Source organism: Neorhizobium lilium (assembly GCF_004053875.1).
GTDB lineage: Bacteria > Pseudomonadota > Alphaproteobacteria > Rhizobiales > Rhizobiaceae > Neorhizobium > Neorhizobium lilii.
Genome location: NZ_SBIP01000004.1, coordinates 160353 through 177744, shown reverse-complemented (window position 1 = coordinate 177744; position 17392 = coordinate 160353). Strand labels below are relative to the sequence as shown.

The window sequence follows — 17392 nt, the reverse complement described above, 5'->3', positions numbered from 1 at the left end:
AAGAACCATGGTCATTGGTCCATACCAGCATCCGCTCGCCTTCATCTCTACGGACGTCGCCGACGAGCCTCCGCCGAGGGATTTCCGGATATCCCCGCCGAAAGCGGTAGCGCTGAAGCTTCACAAGGTGGAAAAGCAGTTCGGGGACAATCGTGTCCTGCGTGGCATTGATCTCGATCTCGAGCCAGGTCAGTTTCTCGCCATCGTCGGCAAGAGCGGCTGTGGCAAGAGCACGCTCCTGCGCCTGTTGACCGGCCTCGACGTGCCGACCGATGGGCATATCGGCTTCCTGGATGAGGAGGGCCGTGAGACCGCCAGCAATGCCCGCATCGTTTTCCAGGAACCGCGGCTTCTGCCCTGGTTCGATGCGGCCGATAATGTCGCCGCGGGGCTGGGACCTGATGTACCGAAGCCGGAAGCCCGCCGGCTTGCGGAAGCAGCACTGGGCGAGGTGCAGCTTGCGGAAAAGGCGCGGGAATGGCCGGCCAAGCTTTCCGGCGGTCAGAAACAGCGGGTGGCGCTGGCGCGGGCTCTGGTCAGCCGGCCCGGCCTGCTGGCGCTCGACGAACCGCTTGGCGCGCTGGATGCGCTGACCCGGATCAGCATGCAGAAGCTGCTGAACAGGGTCTGGCGGGAGTTGGGCTGCACCGCAGTGCTGGTGACCCACGACGTGGCAGAGGCCGTTCATCTGGCCGACCGGGTGATCGTGCTGGAGGAGGGGCGCATCAAGCTCGATCTCCCAGTGCCGCAGCCGCATCCAAGGCGGCATGGCGATCCGGTTCTGGCGGAGCTGGAAGGCCAGCTGCTCGCCTCCATCCTCGGCGAAGCCTGATCAGCCCGTCGCTACGGCGTCGTCCTGATTTTTCCAGCAGACACCCAGGCCGTGACCCTCGACATGCACGAGGACCGCGCCTTGATCTTCAAACGCACGCAACAGCTGCGCCGCCGTAGCCCGATGGATATCGTGGCGGCTCCCCTCATAATCGCGGATCGTGCTGCGGGAGACTTCGGAACGCTCCGCGAGATCCGCCTGCGTCCAGTCGAGAAGCCCTCGTGCCGCACGGCACAAAGCCGGCGTTAAAATCGGCCGCGCGTCTTGACCCATCATAAATACATACCCATATTGGTCAACTTAAGCCATATATGGCAGGTTCTACAGGAGATTTCCAGAGGGAGACGCGGATGCCGCACGATACGCCGTTGATATCGACTATTGTAGGCGGCCTTGTGCTTGCATTCATTTTCGGGGCGATCGCGCATCGTTTCCGGCTCCCGCCGCTGGTCGGCTACCTGTTTGCGGGCATTCTCGTCGGCCCCCATACGCCGGGCTTCGTAGCGGACCAGAACCTGGCGCCGGAACTCGCGGAAATTGGGGTGATCCTGCTGATGTTCGGGGTCGGCCTGCATTTCTCCCTGAAAGATCTTCTGTCCGTGCGCGGTGTGGCCGTTCCAGGCGCCATCGTCCAGATCGCTTTTGCGACACTTCTCGGCTGGGGCCTGTCATGGCTGATGGGATGGTCGCTCGGCGGCGGCATGGTGTTCGGTCTTGCCCTGTCCGTCGCCTCGACGGTGGTGCTTCTCAAGGCGCTGCAAGAGCGACGGCTGGTGGAGACCGTGCGCGGCAAGATCGCCGTCGGCTGGCTGATCGTAGAAGACTTGGCCATGGTACTGGCGCTGGTGCTGATCCCGGCAATCGCCAGCATGGGCGGCGGAGAGGTGGCGCATCCCGACCCGCTTGCGGTCGCGGTCGCGCAACTGCTCGACATCGAGCTTGGCATAGTTGGTATCATCGCCATCACGCTCCTCAAGGTCGGTGCTTTTCTGGGACTGATGCTGGTCGTCGGCCGGCGCGTCATCCCGTGGATACTGCACCGCATCGCCCATAGCGGCTCGCGCGAACTCTTCCGTCTCGGCGTACTAGCGATCGCGCTCGGCGTCGCCTTCGGTGCAGCCAAGCTGTTCGGCGTGTCGCTGGCGCTCGGCGCCTTCTTCGCCGGTATGATCCTGTCGGAAAGCGAGCTCTCCCATCGGGCCGCGCAGGAAAGCCTGCCGCTGCGGGATGCTTTTGCCGTGCTGTTCTTCGTGTCGGTCGGCATGCTGTTCGATCCGAACATTATCCTGTCCAACCCGCTGCCGCTGCTTGCCACCGTCTTCATCATCGTCATCGGCAAGTCGCTGGCGGCCTTCGTCATCGTGCTTCTCTTCCGGATGACGATCCCGACCGCGTTTACGATCTCCGCCAGTCTGGCGCAGATCGGCGAGTTCTCCTTCATCCTGGCGGAACTAGGTGTGGGCCTGAAGCTTCTGCCGGAAGAAGGACGCGATCTCATCCTCGCCGGCGCGATCATATCGATCATCCTCAATCCGATCATGTTCTACCTAAGCGACAAGCTGGCCCCGCGTCTGGAAGCCCGCCTCATCCGCGCGCCGGCCGGCGAGGGCGAATCGGAGATAGCCCATATTGCCGGTGCCGAGGGTGACAAGGCCCTTCCCGGACAGGAAACAACGACGGCGAAGGACGCGGAACCGGTTCTGACCACGGCCGGTGCCGAAGGAGAATTGGCGACGAGCCACCTGACAGACCATGCCGTGGTCGCCGGCTATGGCCGGGTCGGCAGCATCGTCGTCGCCAACCTGAAATCTTCCGGCATCCCCTTCCTGGTGATCGAGGATTCGGAAAACCGGGTTGAGGAATTGCTGAAGCAGGGGATCGAGGTCATCGTCGGCAATGCGGCCTCGCCGCGTGTGCTGGAGCTCGCCAATCTCAACCGCGCGAAGAGCTTGGTTGTTGCCATCCCGAATGCCTTCGAGGCGGGCAATGTGGTAATGCAGGCCCGGCAGGTGAACCCGGCGCTGCTGGTCCTGTGCCGCGCCAATACCGATGCGGAGATAGAACATCTGGACAAGCTGGGTGCAGACCGGACCATCATGGGCGAGCGCGAAATCGCCTATGGCATGCTGCAGAGCCTCGACCAGATCCACTACCGCTTCGAGCGGACGGATGAGGCGGATGACGACTATGCTGAACGGCCTGCTGCCACAGATCAGGACATCGTCGCGCCAGTAGCAGTGTCCGACGCACCCAGGGAAGAGCCTGCGGCTCCCTCGGATGTCGAGCCGCCGACGGAAACATCGCGCACCTGATCCCGCACGTTCTGACCGGAGCAGCTTGCTTCGGTCAGAACGGCTTGATCACGGCCAGACAGATGACCACCAGGGTCGAGACCAGAATGATCGGAATTCCGGCGCGCACGAAGGCGTTCGGATCGAGCTTCGGGTCTGCTTCCATCCGGCGCATGGAAGCCTGCTGCATGCCGTGGAGGGCGGAAAGCAGGACCACGAATACGAGCTTGGCATGAAGCCAGCCCTGCGAAAACCCGACCCAGCCAAAGATCAGCCAAAGGCCGAAGATCCAGGCGCCGGCAAGCGCTGCCGTGGTGACGATGCGGTCATATCGGCGCAGCGCGGTAATCACGCCCACCCGGATCGTCGGCGGCACCATGCCGATCACGAAAGCGTTGATCAACATGCCGCCGATCAGGAGAAAGTCGGAGACGATGTGCAGGGCCTTGATGACGAAATAGAGCATGGTCTGGTTCCTGGATCGAGATGCTGAGCGAATGGAAATGAGCCTGTGCTGCCGGGCCGGAGCCTCCCGGCTATGCTTTGCGACGCGCAATAACCAGATGGCCGGGGCTTGGCTGGCCGTCCTGCATGCGCACGTTGATATCGCTGATCTCGACCACGTCGAACCCGGTATCGGCGAGCCGTTGCCGGACATAGGCTTCCGAATGAAGAAAGCGCTGGTGTGGGCCGACCGTATAGGGGCGCTCGTCTCCTGCCGGCACGGTTTCCGACGAGAACGCGAATATGCCGCCTGCCGACAGGTTTTCCGCAGTTCCGAAGAACAAGGGCTCGAGCGCGCCGAGATAAGGCAGCACGTCGGTGGCGGTCACCAAGTCGAATGGCTCGTCGTCATTGTCCTCAAGGAAGTCTTCGATCTCGGCGACGTAAATCGTGTCGTAGAGGTCCTTCTCGTGGGCGATCTCCACCATGTTCTCGGAAATGTCGATGCCGGTGACGTCCTCCACCATGTCGCGCAATGCGCCGCCGGTCAGGCCGGTGCCGCAGCCGAGGTCGAGCATGCGCTTGAACGGCCCGAGCTCCAGGGCCTGCAGCCGCTGGCGCACCAAAACGGGCACCGCATATCCGAGTTGCTCGACGAGGATGTCTTCGAAACTCTCCGCATGCTGGTCGAACAGTGTCTCCACATAAGCGTCCGGAGCCTTGGGCGGCGCTTCGCCGCGTCCCATGGAGGCAAGGCGGACAGCCGCACCGCCGTGATCTTCCGGATCGATTGCCAGCACTTCCTCATAGGCTTTGGCGGCAGCATCCAGATCGCCAGCCTTCTCCAGTGCCAGTGCGCGATTATAGGCTTCCGCCAGTGCTTCCTCGTCGATCTTCTTCATGGCATATCCTCGTTTGACCGGGGATTTAAGCGTATATGCGCTGTTTGTCCATGCAGCGGATCAGGATCCACATTCGGCAATCGGGAGAGCCGGATAGCGTTGTTGTGGCGTCGATCAGTGGACGATGATCTCGCCCTTGACCGACCGCCATTCGCTGGCCGAAATCAGCTTGCGATGCACGTAACGCACCGAATGCAGCGGCCCGTCCAGCTTTTCTCGCCAGAATTTCAGGAAGCCGTTCATCTCCGGGAAGTCCGGCGCCAGATCGTAGTTCTGCCAGACATAGGTCTGGATTAGGGCAGGATGGTCGGGAAGGCGGTAGAAGATTTCCGCAGTGGTGAGGCCGTAGCCCCTCAGCATCAATTCCATGTCAGACATCGGCTGTTCCCATTCTTGATAAACGGCGCTTTGTGCGCTCTTCTCAAGGAGAACATGTCATGCTTAATGCGCAATTAACAATTGCCCGCTACATGGAGATATCCAAAGAAATTCAATGTGTTAGCAGCGACGTATCTTGAGTGCTGCTAACGGCGCAGATGACGCGTCAGACGCTTTTCCAAACGCGCCCAGACCTGGCGCAGGCCCTCCACCATGACCAGATAGAACATCGCCGCCCAGAGATAGGCCTGGTAGTCGAAGGTGCGGGAGAAGGCGTAGCGTGTTTCGCCCATCAGGTCGAAGACGGTGACGATCGCCACGACCGCCGAACCCTTCATCATCAGGACGATTTCGTTGCCGTAGGGACGCAGCGCGACGATCAGCGCCTGCGGCATGACGATCTTGCGGAAGGCGATGCTTGGTGAGAGGCCAAGCGCGGCGGCACCTTCGTGCTGGCCGCGCGGTACGCTCTGGATCGCCCCGCGCAGGATTTCTGCCTGATAGGCGGCGGTGTTGAGCACGAAGGACAGGAGGCCGCAATACCATGCCTCGCGGAAGAACCACCAGAGGCCGACCGTTTCCAGTTCCGGCCTGAAGCTGCCGAGCCCGTAATAGATGAGGAACAGCTGGGCGAGCAGCGGTGTACTGCGGAAGACATAGACATAGCCATAGGCAATTCCGTTCAGCACGCGGTTCTGCGACATGCGCGCAAAGGCGACCGGCAGCGATAGGGCCGCACCCAACACGACCGACAGGCCGACCAGCGAGACAGTCACCCATAGCCCATGCAGGTAGCGAGGGCCGTAGCGCAGGAATTTCGTCTGGTCCCATCCGTTGATCACCGTCATGATCAGCCCGATGCCAAGCAGGCCCCACAGGATAAGCACTGCAATACCGGCAATCCGGGCCGCCGTGACGGGCACCTTTGCGGAGGGAGGCGGAGCACGCGGCGGAATGAGTTCGCTGACGGCACTCATCGGCTGACCCCCGAACGTTTCGCCCAACGTTCAACGAAGCCGAGCCCGAAGGAGGAGATCATCGCCAGGATGAGATAGAGCAGGCAGGCGATGAAATAGAAGAAGAAGGCTTCCTTGCTGACCCGCGCCGCAATCCCCGTTTGCCGCAAGATGTCGGAAAGGCCGACCACGGAAACGTAGGACGTATCCTTGAGAAGGATGAGCCAGAGATTGGTGAGGCCGGGCAGGGCGATGCGGATCAGTTGCGGCAGGACGATCAGCCGCATCGTGCGGTGGCGGCGCAGGCCGAGTGCGTCACCCGCCTCGTACTGTCCGCGCGGGATGGCACGAAAGGCCGACAGCAGCACTTCCGACGAATAGGAGGAGAAGACCACGGCAAGTGCGATCATGCCGGCTACAAAGGCGTTGATTTCGATCCGCTCCTCGACGCCGAATGACGACAATACCGACTGCACCAGAATCTGTGCGCCGTAATAGACGATGAAGAGGGTGAGGAGCTCCGGCAGGCCGCGAAAGATGGTTGTGTAAATCCCTGCTGCCATACGCAGCAACCTGTCCTGCGACTGGGCCGCGAGGGCAATGAGGAAGCCGAGGACGAGCCCGACCGGCACCGTTGCCAGCGCCAGCGAGATGGTGACCTTGACGCCGAAAGCGATCTCGTCGCCCCAGCCGGCATCGCCGCAGGCGATAATGGAATTTGCACCGAACAGCCGGAAGAGGCCCACCGGTCCGCAAAACGGATCGAGGCCGTCGAGAAGTGCGGAAAGGGCTCCGCCCATATGATTGTCTTCCCCTGCAGCTTCAAAGGCGCCGCTTCTGCCTTGTTGTCTTTGAAGCCATTAAAAAGAAAATCGGCGGAAGGGCAAGCCTTCCGCCGAGCGTGTCGTGCCGGGAGCGATTACTTGTCGCCGTAGACGTCGAAGTCGAAATACTTGTCCTGGATCTTCTTGTAGGTGCCGTCGGCGCGGATGGCGGCGATCGCGGCCGTGAACTTGTCGGCAAGCGCCGTTTCGTTCTTACGCACGGCGATGCCGGCGCCTTCGCCATTGATCTCGGGATCGATCGGCAGCGGGCTCAGGATCTTGCAGCACTTGCCGGCATCCGACTTCACCCACTGCGACAGAACGACGACGTCATCGACCACACCGTCGATGCGGCCGTTGGACACGTCGAGCTTGTATTCGTCGGCAGTCGGATAAAGCTTCAGCTCCGAGTCGGGCATGTGCTTCTCGACATAGTTGGAATGGGTCGTGGAGCCCTGGGCGCCGAATGTCTTGCCCTTCAGCGAAGCCGGCGAGGCGTCCTTGATCGGCGAATCCTTCGGTACGGCGATCGCTGGCGGCGTGTTGTAGTATTTCTTGGAGAAGGCGACCTGCTCCTTGCGCTCCGGCGTGATCGACATGGAGGCCACGATCGCGTCGAACTTCTTGGCCTGCAGCGCCGGGATGATGCCGTCCCAGTCATTGGTGACGAAGGTGCAGGTGACCTTCATCTGGTTGCACAGCGCCTTGGCGATGTCGATGTCGAAGCCGGTCAGGTCTCCGTTGGCTTCCAGGCTGTTGAAGGGCGGGTAGGCGCCTTCCGTACCGATAACCAGCTTGTCCTGCGCCATCGCCGAACCGGCAGTCATGGAAAGCGCGGCAATCGAAGCAGCGGCGAAGAAACGGGTGGAGATGTTCATGATGATCCTCTCTGTTGACCTTGCTTGCGGCGTCTTGGTTTTTCTCGACGCAAGGGTGAGGGCGCCCGCATTCTCCGGTCGCCCTTGCCTCATCTTATAAAGACCGGCCCGTGCAAAATGCAACGGGCTTCGCGCATTGGCGGGAGGGGCAGGGAGGCATCTGCGTCACCGTTCATAGAGGGTTCAGCCAGCCAGGCCCAGTCTCGCTTTGGAACAAATCGCGACTGAGAGCATTCAGTCGCGGCGCCAGTCCGGCTCCTGAAGCCGAAACAAAGGACGCGCATCTAGGGACGGCACGCGTAAGAAGGAAACTTGTCGATGTCGAAAAAATTCAGACTGTTCGCCAGCGTGGCGGTGCCACTGGTGTCGCTGCCGCTGATGGTTCAGCCCGCCGCGGCGCTGTCGTCGCTGCAGTCGGGCAGTGTGCCGGGCCTCACCGATAGCCGGCAGCCTATCATTCTTGCCCAGGCAGCACCGGAAGGCGAACCGCAGGGCGAAGAGCCGCTCAAGCCTCGGCGCCAGAAGGGCCAGGACAACGGCCAGGGCCAAGGCCAGGGTCAGCCGAGCGAAGAACAGCGCGACCGTCCGCCGCGCCCGCCAAAGGCTGCCCAGGCGCCCGAAGGCCAACAGGAGCAGCAACGGCCGCGTCCCGCCGATGCGGAGACCGCTCCCCAGCAGGCCAATCCCCGCCGTGCACAGCCAGCCGAGCCACCGGCCGAAGAAGCGCCGGCTGTTCGCCCGCAGCGCCAGCAGTCGGCTGAGCAGAACAACAAACCCGACAACGGCCGCACGCCGCTTCCCCGAGACCACAAACCTCAGAATGCCGCTCCGGATGCGGAGCCGCCCGCCGCACCCGACACGAAACAGAAGCCGGCACCAGCCGACAAGGCTGCACAGCCGCCGAGCAGCGCCGTAACTCCAGAGCAGGCCAAGCCGGAGCAGGCCAAGCCGACGCAGGAACAGCCCGCACAGCCCGTCAAGCCGGGTAAGGATCGTCCGGCTGCTCCGGATGCGACGCAAGAGCGCCCCGCTCTCAATAATGCGCCTGGGAACGCCGCGCCGGCCACCAATGGCGCTACCGACACTACGAAGCAGACCGCTCCCGATGGCCAGAACCGTGCAAACCGGCCGAGCCGCGACCAGAACGGCCAGCAGCAGCCGGAGCAGGTGCGTCCTTCCGACAACCAGGCAGGTCAAGGCCAGCAGCCTGACGGCCAGCAGCCCCAGGGTGAACGTCCTCGCCGCCAAACCACCGACGGACAGCCGACCCTCGATGGCCAGCCGCCGCGCAACCAGGCGGATCAGCAGCGTCCGGCCCAAGGACAACAGCCGGGCCAGCAGCTTGGGCAGCAGCCGGGCCAGCCGGCAACGGCCAACACCCCCCAGCAGGTTGAGCGCGCCCGCCAACTGGCCCGCGATCCGAACGCCGCCGCCAATGGCGAACAGATGAACCTTCCGGTTGAAAACGGCGCCGCTGTCTTCGACAGTGCCAAGCAGCCCGGCGACAGCGATCGCCCAAGGCGCCAGCAGCCGCAGGCCGACGACCGGCCGGTCGGACCGCCGCCGCGCAACGACGCCGATGCCCAGCAGAGCACGCGCATGTCGCGCGAACAGCGCGCTCAGTTCCGTGAGCTGAACGAAGCTCGCGGCGAACGGCTCGACCGTCGCCCGGATTTCGAGCGTCCCCAAGGGTGGGATTACGACGGCCAGGCCCAGCGGCCAGGTGGTCGTGACCGCGACGATGGCCGCGTCATCATCTCGATCGACAATCAGCCCGTCGTCCGCCACGACGATAGCCGCCGCTTCTATGACCGCGACGGCCGCCAGCCGGAATATGAGCGTCTGGACGACGACCGCTATCGTGAAGTCATCGTCCGCGACGACGGCACCCGCGTCGTCACGATCCGCAACCGCTACGGCGAAATCGTCCAGCGGACCCGCGTCGTTCGTGGCGGCCAGGAATACGTCCTTTATGAAGCGCCCGAGCTGATGGATAACGGTCGCGACCGCAACTACGTCTGGCGCGACCCAGGCCAGGACCTGCCGCCCATGCGCCTGAGCGTGCCGCTCGACCGCTACATCATGGACACGTCGAGCGATCCCGATCGCGACTACTACCAGTTCCTGGAACAGCCGCCGGTGGAAGCTGTGGAACGTGTCTATTCGCTGGATGAAGTGCGCTATTCCGCACGTATCCGCGACAAGGTTCCGCGCATCGACCTGGACACGATCACCTTCGCGACGGGCAGTGCCGAGATCCCGATGAACCAGGCAAGCTCGCTGCGCAAGGTTGCCGATGCCATCAACAAGGTCCTGCGCAAGGACCCGTCCGAAACCTTCCTGATCGAAGGTCATACGGATGCGGTCGGCTCCGACCAGGACAATCTCGTCCTGTCGGACCAGCGGGCCGAGTCGGTGGCACGGGTGCTGACGGATGCGTTCAACATCCCGCCGGAAAACCTGACCACTCAGGGTTATGGCGAGCAGTATCTGAAGGTGCGCGTCGATGGACCGAACCAGGAGAACCGCCGCGTCACCATCCGCCGCATCACGGCGCTGGTGAAGCCGGTCGCTTCCAAGTAGCAGCCTGGAGCTGGTTTGAAACAAGGCCGCCGGAGCGATCCGGCGGCTTTTTACGTGACTGCCAGTTGTGGCAGGCTGCAGATGAAATCGGCAATCGCGACAGTGTCGTTCAGATCGAACACGGGCAGCGACGTGTCTGAAACGGGATGGTCTGCGGCGATCGCCACAACATGGGGATCGTTCGGCGCCAGAGGCTCGCGGCTGCGGGCATCCAGCCTGCGCACCTCGATCTTCGGCACGGGTTCGCGTTTGTAGCCTTCGATCAGCACCAGATCCGCCGGGGCGAGGCGCGCGAGAATATCCTCCAGCGTTGGTTCCGGGTCGCCGCGCAGCTCGTGCATGATCGCGAAGCGCGTGTCCGAAACGATTGCCACCTCGTGCGCACCCGCTTCGCGATGGCGGAAGCTGTCGGCGCCCACTTTATCGATGTCGAATTCGTGGTGGGCATGCTTGATGGTCGAGACCCGGTAGCCTCGGCGGGTGAATTCTTCGACCAGCCGCGCGGTAAGCCCAGTCTTGCCGGAATTCTTCCATCCCACGATGCCGAAAACAGGTTGCGACGTCATGCAAGCAGCCCCACAAAGTTCCGCGCCTCCGCCAGATCCTCCGGCGTATTGAGGTTGAGAAAAGGATCAAGGAGCCCGTTCGAGGTTTCCACAAGAGGAAAATCGACCGTCACCACCTGGTGACGACGCAGGAACGCGTTGAGCCGCCGGTTGTTCGCATCCGACAGCCAGGCTTCCAGATCGTCCGCCAGGGAAAATGGCCACAAGCCAAAGACCAGGTGGTCCCGACCGGCAGAGGAAGCAACCACGATGCTGCTTGGGCTGTCGCAGGCAGCCTGAAGTCGCTCTGCCAGATCACGCGGAAGGAAGGGGCTGTCGCAAGGGGCTGTCAGGAGATGCGTGGCGTCTGCGTCTGCCAGCGCCCGAAGCCCTGCGAGCACGCCCGCCAGCGGCCCTGCATGGTCGGCAATCGTGTCCGGGACGGCCGGCAGCGCGAACATCCGCGCCAGATCGGCCGCGGCATTGAGCCAGAGAGGCTGCACCTGCGGGGACAGACGACGCACCACATGGCCGAGGATCGTGTCACTGCCGAGCGCCAGCAGGGCCTTGTTGGCACCCATCCGGCTGGAGCGTCCGCCGGCAAGGATCAGGCCGGGCAGGCGGCCTTCCGTCATCGGCTGCCCTCACGCTGGGCGCTGCCGGCCTCTAGCACCATGCCCGCAGTTTCTGCGAGAGCTCGGCGCCTCTTGTTTTCGCGCACGAACGTATAGAGGCCGGACGCGATGACGATCCCGGCCCCGGTCAGCATGCTCGCCGTCAGGTGTTCTCCGAACACGAAGACGCCGATCAGCAGAGCCCATATGAGGCTCGTATAGCGGAACGGCGCAACGAAGGAGATCTCCCCGCGACGCATCGACATGATGACGGTCTGGTAGCCGGCAAGCACGGCGAACGCTGTGAAAACGAGATGGCCGAAGGTCACGGCGCTGACCGGCTGCCAGCCGCCCATGGCCGGGATCAGCAGCGCGCCGAGCAGCGCATTGGCCCCTGCGGTATAAAGCGTGATGGTGAGCGACGGGATATCTGCCCTGACCCGGCGTGTCGTGAGATCGCGGCTTGCCGTGAAGAAGACGGCCGCCACGGCAAACAGCGCAGCCGGCGCGAACCCTTCCGGCCCCGGGCGTATCACCAGAAGCACGCCGAGGAAGCCGACCACGATTGCAGCCCATCTGCGCCAACCCACCGGCTCGCGGAAAAAGAGTGCGGCGCCGAGCGTCACGGCCAAGGGGAGCGATTGCATGATGGAGGAGGCAGTGGCGAACTGGATGCGAGACAGCGCCGAGAAGAAAGTGAGCGTGGCTCCGAGCTCGAAGAAGATTCGCAGCAATACATGGCGGTTCTTCAGCGCCTGCCAGGACAGATCGACGCCCATCCGCCGCCCTATCAGGTAGACGAGACCCGTGGTCATGACGCCACGTACGGCCATGATCTGGGCGATCGTCAATTCCGTGGTGATGGATTTCACGATGGCATCGTTGCAGGCGAAGGAGGCCATGGCGAGCGACATCAGCAGCGCGCCGCGAGAATTATCCGACAATGCCATGCGATTCCTCCACTGCCGGATTTCTTAGATCACTGCCGCAGCTCAAGCCAGCCTCTTTCAGGTTTAGCTAACCGTAGCGAAGTCTTGCAGATCCATTTTTTCCAAGAAACGGCCGGAATGGCAAATTGTGACGTTCGTCTTTAACTCTTGCTAAATGCAAAGTTCTGACTGTGAGACCCAATGATTCCCGCATGATGCTGGAAAGCTTCGGCCATGACTTCGCGAATGCCTGCGCGAAACAGGCACATGATCTGCGCTGGGAAAATCATGTCTTTCATCGATCGTATGCTTCAAAGCCGGAAGATCGTCACCAAGGTTCTTCTGTTCGTGGTCCCCCTGGTGTTGCTGATCGCCGGCATAGGTCTTGCCGGCTACTATACGGCAAACACGCTGAACGGCCATATGACCGTGACGCGTGCGACGATCGAGAACATCGGCGACTTCGAAAACCTCCAGGCCGCGCTGCAATCCTTTACCGAGAAGCCAAGCGACAACACGCTCACCGGCATGCGCGCAAGCATCGACCGCCAGGCCCAAGGCGTCGACCGGCTGGAAGCGCTGCTCGTCACGGACGGTGACCGGGAACGGATCGCCGTCGTCGCGGCCTTGGCCGAAAAGCTGAATGCCAGCACGGACGGTCTCTGGTCGATCGAGCAGAAGCGCAGGCAGAACACGGCGGCGATCGCCACGCTGCTGACCGGCATCCGTGATGCTTCCGCCGGCGTGGACAAGCAGGTGACGGTGATCCAGCGTCAGTTCGACGGCAAGGAGCGCTTTGCCAAGAAGCTGCTGTTCGAAGCCTTTGCCTACAAGTCGATCGCGAAACGCCTGGACAACCTGCGCAATGCCATCCGCGGCGCCGAAAGCGACGATGCCGTCGTGAAGGCTGCGACGCTTTACGGCGAGCCGCTCAAGGCGGAATTCGACAAGATCGACAGCATGCTCTCGTCGGAAGGCCACAAGGTGATGCAGCCGATCATGCAGGCGTCCGATGCCTTCCTCGCCACAGCCAAGGGCGACACGGCCGCGGCCGACAAGGCGCAGGCTTTGCGGGTTGCGGCCAGCACCTTCATGAAGCCGCAGGGTGATCTGACGGCCGACGTTGCCAAGAAGTCGAGCGATGCTGCGGAACGCTTCGTGCAGCTGGAAAGCGAGGTCAGCAATCTTCGCGACCTACTCTCGCAGATCGAAATGTCTCTACAGATCGCCAATTCCCTGCAGCTCAATACGGAGCGTTTTCTCGCCAATCCCAATCCGGATACGCGATCGGTCGTCATGAACGATATCGGCAGCCTCAGGGCCGCCAGCAACAAGGTCTCGCAGCTCAACACCACCAATGCAGCCACCCGCGACTTCGGACCGCAACTCGCCAAGCTCCTCGATGCTCTTGTGGACGGCACGACCAAGACACTTGCGATCGGCACCGAATGGAGTGCGGCCCGCGCTGCCGCAACCGAGACGCTGACCGGCGGCATGGCAGGACTGAAGAACTTCGTGGCACAGGCCCAGGAAGTGGGCAAGCAGGACAGCGAACGTTCGGCGAATGTCTCGGTCGTTGCCATGGTCGTCGGCACTCTGCTTGCCATTGCCGGCGGCCTCATGCTGGTGGAAACCTTGCGTGGCCCGCTGCGCCGGGTGACAGAAGTGATGAAGCGTCTGGCCGATGGTGATCTGGAGGTCAGCATCGAAGGACGCGAGCGTGCCGACGAAATCGGCGACATGGTTCGCTCCGTCACCGTCTTCCGCGATGCGGCGATCGAAAACATCCGGCTCGAGCAGGAGGCAACCTCGGCGCGGGAGCTTTCGGCAGCCGACGCCGAGCGGCGTGCAGCCGAGCGTGCCCAGGTGGCATCCGAGCAGCGCCAGGCGCTGACGGCGCTCAACGAAGTCCTATCCAGGCTTGCCGAGGGAGATCTTGAGCGCAGCATGGACGAGAACCTGCCGGCCGACTTCGTGGAAATGGCCCATACCTACAACCAGGCCATCGAAGCCCTTCGGCTCACCCTGGCCGACGTGCGCTCGGCAGCGGCCGATATCGACGGCGGCACCGGCAACCTCGCATCCTCCGCCGACGATCTGGCGCGGCGCACGGAACAGCAGGCCGCAGCCCTCGAACAGAGTTCGCGTGCCCTGCGGCATCTGAGCGAGATCGTGCGCACGACCGCCGACAGCGCGCGGCAGACCTCCGTCTCCGTCAACGAAACGGAGGAATTCGCGGTGCGCTCCGGCGACGTCGTCGCCCGCGCCGTGGGTGCCATGGCCGAAATCAGCCGCTCGTCGGACAAGATCGCCACGATCATCGGCGTCATCGATGAGATCGCCTTCCAGACAAACCTTCTGGCCCTCAATGCCGGCGTCGAAGCAGCACGCGCCGGCGAGGCGGGCCGCGGCTTTGCGGTCGTGGCGCAGGAAGTTCGCGAACTGGCGCAGCGTTGCGCGGCCGCTGCCCGCGAGATCAAGGGGCTGATCTCGGCAAGCTCGGCCCAGGTCAACAACGGTGTCAACCTCGTCGAGGAAACCGGCCAGGCGCTCGGTCAGATCATCGCCCATGTGTCCGATGTCCGCAAACTCGTCTCCGACATTTCTTCGGCGACGGCAGAGCAGTCCACCGGCATCAGCGAAGTGACCAATGCCGTCCACGAGGTGGAACTGATCACCCAGCGCAATGCGGCGATGGTCGAAGAAAACAACGCCGAGATCCACGGCCTGCGCCGCCGGGTGGAGATGCTGTCGGAGAAGATCGAGCGCTTCAAGACAGGGCAGGAGCCTTCGTTCCACCGTGCCGCTCCTCAGGCGAGGTCGGCTTATCGTCGCAGCGATGCCGCCTGACAGCAAGCACGCGCAACAAACAAAAAGAGCCGCGGTCCACGCCGCGGCTCTCTTCGTTTCCAGGACATCTCGTCAGCCGCCGGTAACGCTCATGTGGCGTGCGACGGCGGGCTTGTTATGTGTCCGGTCGATGATGAAGTCGTGGCCTTTCGGCTTGCGGCGGATGGCTTCGTCGATGGCGGCGGAAAGATAGTCATCGCTGTCGGAGGCGCGCAGCGCCGTGCGCAGATCCGCTGCATCGTTCTGCCCGAGGCACATATAGAGCGTGCCTGTGCAGGTGAGCCGCACCCGGTTGCAGCTTTCGCAGAAATTATGGGTCATCGGTGTGATGAAGCCGAGGCGTCCGCCGGTTTCCTGAACTTCCACATAACGGGCAGGGCCACCCGTCTTGTAGGGGATGTCCTTGAGCGTGAAGCGCTGCTCGAGGTCGGCCTTGACCTGTGAGAGCGGCAGATACCGGTCGGTGCGGTCTTCCTCGATCTCGCCCATCGGCATGGTCTCGATCACAGTCAGATCCATGCCGCGGCCATGCGCAAACCGCATCATCTCAGGCAGCTCGCGATCGTTGAATCCCTTCAGCGCCACCGCATTGAGCTTGATCTTCAGCCCCGCCTTCTGCGCGGCATCGATCCCTTCCATCACCTTGCCGAAATCTCCCCAGCGGGTGATTTCCTTGAACTTATGCGGATCGAGCGTATCGAGTGATACGTTGATGCGCCGCACACCCGCCTCGAAAAGATCGTTGGCATAACGGGCTAGCTGGGACCCATTGGTGGTGAGGGTGAGTTCATCCAGCAGGCCCGCCTTGACCTTGTCGCCCAAGGCCGAGATCAGGAACATGATGTTCTTGCGCACCAGGGGCTCGCCGCCCGTCAGGCGGATCTTTCGAACGCCCTTGTCGATGAAGCCGGAACAGAGCCTCTGCAGCTCTTCCAGAGTCAGCAGGTCCTTCTTCGGCAGGAAGGTCATGTTCTCCGCCATGCAGTAGGTGCAGCGGAAATCGCAGCGATCCGTGACGGAGACGCGAAGATAGGTGACGGAGCGGCCGAAGGGATCGATCATCGGCGCCTTGTCGGAGATAAGCGGTGTAGCCCCGCCGACTGGTCCTGCAAAACTGTTCACATGCGTCTCCCTTGAGAGGGGAAAATGGGCCTTCCGCCGCTGCACGTCAAGGGAGGGCATCAGGCCCGGCGGCGCTCGGGTGCAGGACGAAAAGGCTTGCCCCTTCCTGCGCCAGCTTCTAATCCTCGGGCGGGGCCATGCGTTAAAAGGAATCCTGGGCGATGAGCGATATCTGGCCGACGGAGCTGCGGGTTTCCAAGGATCGCCGCAACCTGACCGTAACCTTCAACGACGGGGCGGGCTTTGCGATTCCTGCTGAAATGATGCGCGTCTTGTCGCCGTCTGCCGAAGTTCAGGGCCACGGTCCGGGTCAGAAGGTGACAGTGCCGGGCAAGCGCGACGTGGGCATCGCCGGGGTCACGGCGACCGGCAACTACGCTGTGCGCATCGCTTTCGACGACGGTCACGATAGCGGCATCTTCACCTGGACCTATCTGCGCGAACTCGGCGAGAAGGGTGCGGAACTCTTTGGAGAATACGAGCGGGAACTGGCCGAGAAAGGCCTAAGCCGCGATCAGTTTGGCCAGAGGCACTAGACGACCCGTTTGTCTCGGCAGGCGGGAGGACCTTGTCATACTCCCGTCGCACAGGCGATCTACGGCGGGGGCGCGAACGCGGGGACTGGAAATGAGCATTATCACGACTGTCGAACAGTTGAAGGCGATTTACGATGGGGTATCCGAAGCCTCCGTTGCCAAGGTAACGAGCGGGCTTACCGCCGAATACCGCCAGATGATCGAGATGGCGCCGTTCGTGGCATTGGCGACGGTCGGGCCGGAAGGTCTCGATTGCTCCCCTCGCGGCGATCTCGGCGGTGTCATTCGGGTTCAGGATGAGAAGACGCTGCTTCTGCCCGACTGGCGCGGCAACAATCGGATCGATTCGCTCCTCAACATCGTGCGCGACCCGAGAGTGGCGCTGATGTTCCTCATCCCCGGGTCGAACACCGCAATACGCGTCAATGGGAAAGCGGTCGTTTCGATCGATCCTGAACTTCTCGCCAGCTTCGAAATGGATGGTCGCCATCCGCGGTCGGTGACGGTCGTTACGACGCAGGAAGTCTATTTCCAATGCGCCCGCGCACTGATGCGGTCCGATCTGTGGAACCCGGAGCGTTTCGTCGATCCGAAAAGCCTGCCGACGCCCGGCACGTTGCTGAAAGCCGCCAAGGCCGATTTCGACAGCGAAACTTATGACCGGGAATGGCCGGAGCGCGCCGCCAAGACCATGTGGTAGCGTTGCAG

The 17392-nt window shown here is 62.6% G+C and carries 17 protein-coding genes; 6 read left to right on the top strand and 11 right to left on the bottom strand.

The window, feature by feature from the left end:
- Positions 1 to 7 precede the first annotated feature (7 nt).
- The gene (locus EPK99_RS17705; RefSeq protein WP_128444420.1) at positions 8 to 832 is read left to right on the top strand and encodes an ABC transporter ATP-binding protein; all 825 of its coding nucleotides are present in this window, start codon (positions 8 to 10) and stop codon (positions 830 to 832) included.
- Here EPK99_RS17705 and EPK99_RS17700 read toward each other — a convergent pair whose 3' ends face one another.
- Complete coding sequence (locus tag EPK99_RS17700; RefSeq protein ID WP_128445001.1) at positions 833 to 1105, bottom strand: helix-turn-helix transcriptional regulator; 273 nt, start codon at positions 1103 to 1105, stop codon at positions 833 to 835.
- A 77-nt stretch (positions 1106 to 1182) separates the two neighbouring features.
- Here EPK99_RS17700 and EPK99_RS17695 point away from each other — a divergent pair, with 77 nt between their 5' ends.
- A complete protein-coding gene (locus EPK99_RS17695) occupies positions 1183 to 3144 on the top strand; it encodes a cation:proton antiporter domain-containing protein (protein WP_128444419.1) in 1962 nt (653 codons plus the stop codon).
- 34 nt (positions 3145 to 3178) lie between these two features.
- Here the strand turns inward: EPK99_RS17695 and EPK99_RS17690 are convergent, their stop codons facing one another.
- The 6 genes from EPK99_RS17690 to EPK99_RS17665 all read right to left on the bottom strand — a co-directional run bounded on the left by EPK99_RS17690 (position 3179) and on the right by EPK99_RS17665 (position 7505).
- Positions 3179 to 3589 carry a CopD family protein gene (locus EPK99_RS17690; protein WP_164901811.1) on the bottom strand — a complete coding sequence of 137 codons (411 nt, stop codon included), beginning with the start codon at positions 3587 to 3589 and terminating at the stop codon, positions 3179 to 3181.
- 70 nt (positions 3590 to 3659) lie between these two features.
- Positions 3660 to 4469, bottom strand: a complete 810-nt coding sequence (locus EPK99_RS17685; RefSeq protein ID WP_128444417.1) for a class I SAM-dependent methyltransferase — start codon at positions 4467 to 4469, stop codon at positions 3660 to 3662.
- A 114-nt stretch (positions 4470 to 4583) separates the two neighbouring features.
- A complete protein-coding gene (locus EPK99_RS17680; protein ID WP_128444416.1) occupies positions 4584 to 4847 on the bottom strand; it encodes an usg protein in 264 nt (87 codons plus the stop codon).
- A 146-nt stretch (positions 4848 to 4993) separates the two neighbouring features.
- Positions 4994 to 5824 (bottom strand): ABC transporter permease, encoded by an 831-nt coding sequence (locus EPK99_RS17675; protein ID WP_128444415.1) that lies wholly within the window; start codon positions 5822 to 5824, stop codon positions 4994 to 4996.
- Positions 5821 to 6603, bottom strand: coding sequence for an ABC transporter permease (locus EPK99_RS17670; RefSeq protein ID WP_128444414.1), 783 nt, complete (start codon positions 6601 to 6603; stop codon positions 5821 to 5823). Before EPK99_RS17670 ends, EPK99_RS17675 begins: the two co-directional genes overlap by 4 nt.
- A 119-nt stretch (positions 6604 to 6722) precedes the next feature.
- Positions 6723 to 7505 carry an ABC transporter substrate-binding protein gene (locus EPK99_RS17665; RefSeq protein WP_128444413.1) on the bottom strand — a complete coding sequence of 261 codons (783 nt, stop codon included), beginning with the start codon at positions 7503 to 7505 and terminating at the stop codon, positions 6723 to 6725.
- Positions 7506 to 7823: 318 nt separating this feature from the next.
- Here EPK99_RS17665 and EPK99_RS17660 point away from each other — a divergent pair, with 318 nt between their 5' ends.
- Positions 7824 to 10088: an OmpA family protein gene (locus EPK99_RS17660; RefSeq protein ID WP_128444412.1), complete on the top strand. Its 2265-nt coding sequence runs from the start codon at positions 7824 to 7826 to the stop codon at positions 10086 to 10088.
- Positions 10089 to 10138: 50 nt separating this feature from the next.
- On the opposite strand, the gene mobB is transcribed toward EPK99_RS17660, so the two are convergent.
- Genes mobB through EPK99_RS17645 form a run of 3 tightly spaced genes read right to left on the bottom strand, consistent with a single transcriptional unit; the run spans position 10139 to position 12197 of the window.
- Positions 10139 to 10654 (bottom strand): molybdopterin-guanine dinucleotide biosynthesis protein B, encoded by a 516-nt coding sequence (gene mobB / locus EPK99_RS17655; protein WP_128444411.1) that lies wholly within the window; start codon positions 10652 to 10654, stop codon positions 10139 to 10141.
- A complete protein-coding gene (mobA, locus tag EPK99_RS17650) occupies positions 10651 to 11268 on the bottom strand; it encodes a molybdenum cofactor guanylyltransferase MobA (RefSeq protein ID WP_128444410.1) in 618 nt (205 codons plus the stop codon). The genes mobB and mobA overlap by 4 nt, the downstream gene beginning before the upstream one ends.
- Entirely contained in the window at positions 11265 to 12197 is a 933-nt protein-coding gene (locus tag EPK99_RS17645) for a DMT family transporter (RefSeq protein WP_128444409.1), read from the bottom strand. Before EPK99_RS17645 ends, mobA begins: the two co-directional genes overlap by 4 nt.
- Before the next feature lie 267 nt (positions 12198 to 12464).
- Here EPK99_RS17645 and EPK99_RS17640 point away from each other — a divergent pair, with 267 nt between their 5' ends.
- Positions 12465 to 15026 carry a methyl-accepting chemotaxis protein gene (locus EPK99_RS17640; RefSeq protein ID WP_128444408.1) on the top strand — a complete coding sequence of 854 codons (2562 nt, stop codon included), beginning with the start codon at positions 12465 to 12467 and terminating at the stop codon, positions 15024 to 15026.
- Positions 15027 to 15098: 72 nt separating this feature from the next.
- Here the strand turns inward: EPK99_RS17640 and moaA are convergent, their stop codons facing one another.
- Positions 15099 to 16088, bottom strand: a complete 990-nt coding sequence (moaA, locus tag EPK99_RS17635; protein WP_425374223.1) for a GTP 3',8-cyclase MoaA — start codon at positions 16086 to 16088, stop codon at positions 15099 to 15101.
- Between the two features lie 221 nt (positions 16089 to 16309).
- Between moaA and EPK99_RS17630 the strand changes: the two genes are divergently transcribed.
- Positions 16310 to 16684, top strand: a complete 375-nt coding sequence (locus tag EPK99_RS17630) for a gamma-butyrobetaine hydroxylase family protein (RefSeq protein ID WP_128444406.1) — start codon at positions 16310 to 16312, stop codon at positions 16682 to 16684.
- 91 nt (positions 16685 to 16775) lie between these two features.
- Entirely contained in the window at positions 16776 to 17384 is a 609-nt protein-coding gene (locus tag EPK99_RS17625) for a pyridoxamine 5'-phosphate oxidase family protein (RefSeq protein WP_128444405.1), read from the top strand.
- Positions 17385 to 17392 lie beyond the last annotated feature (8 nt).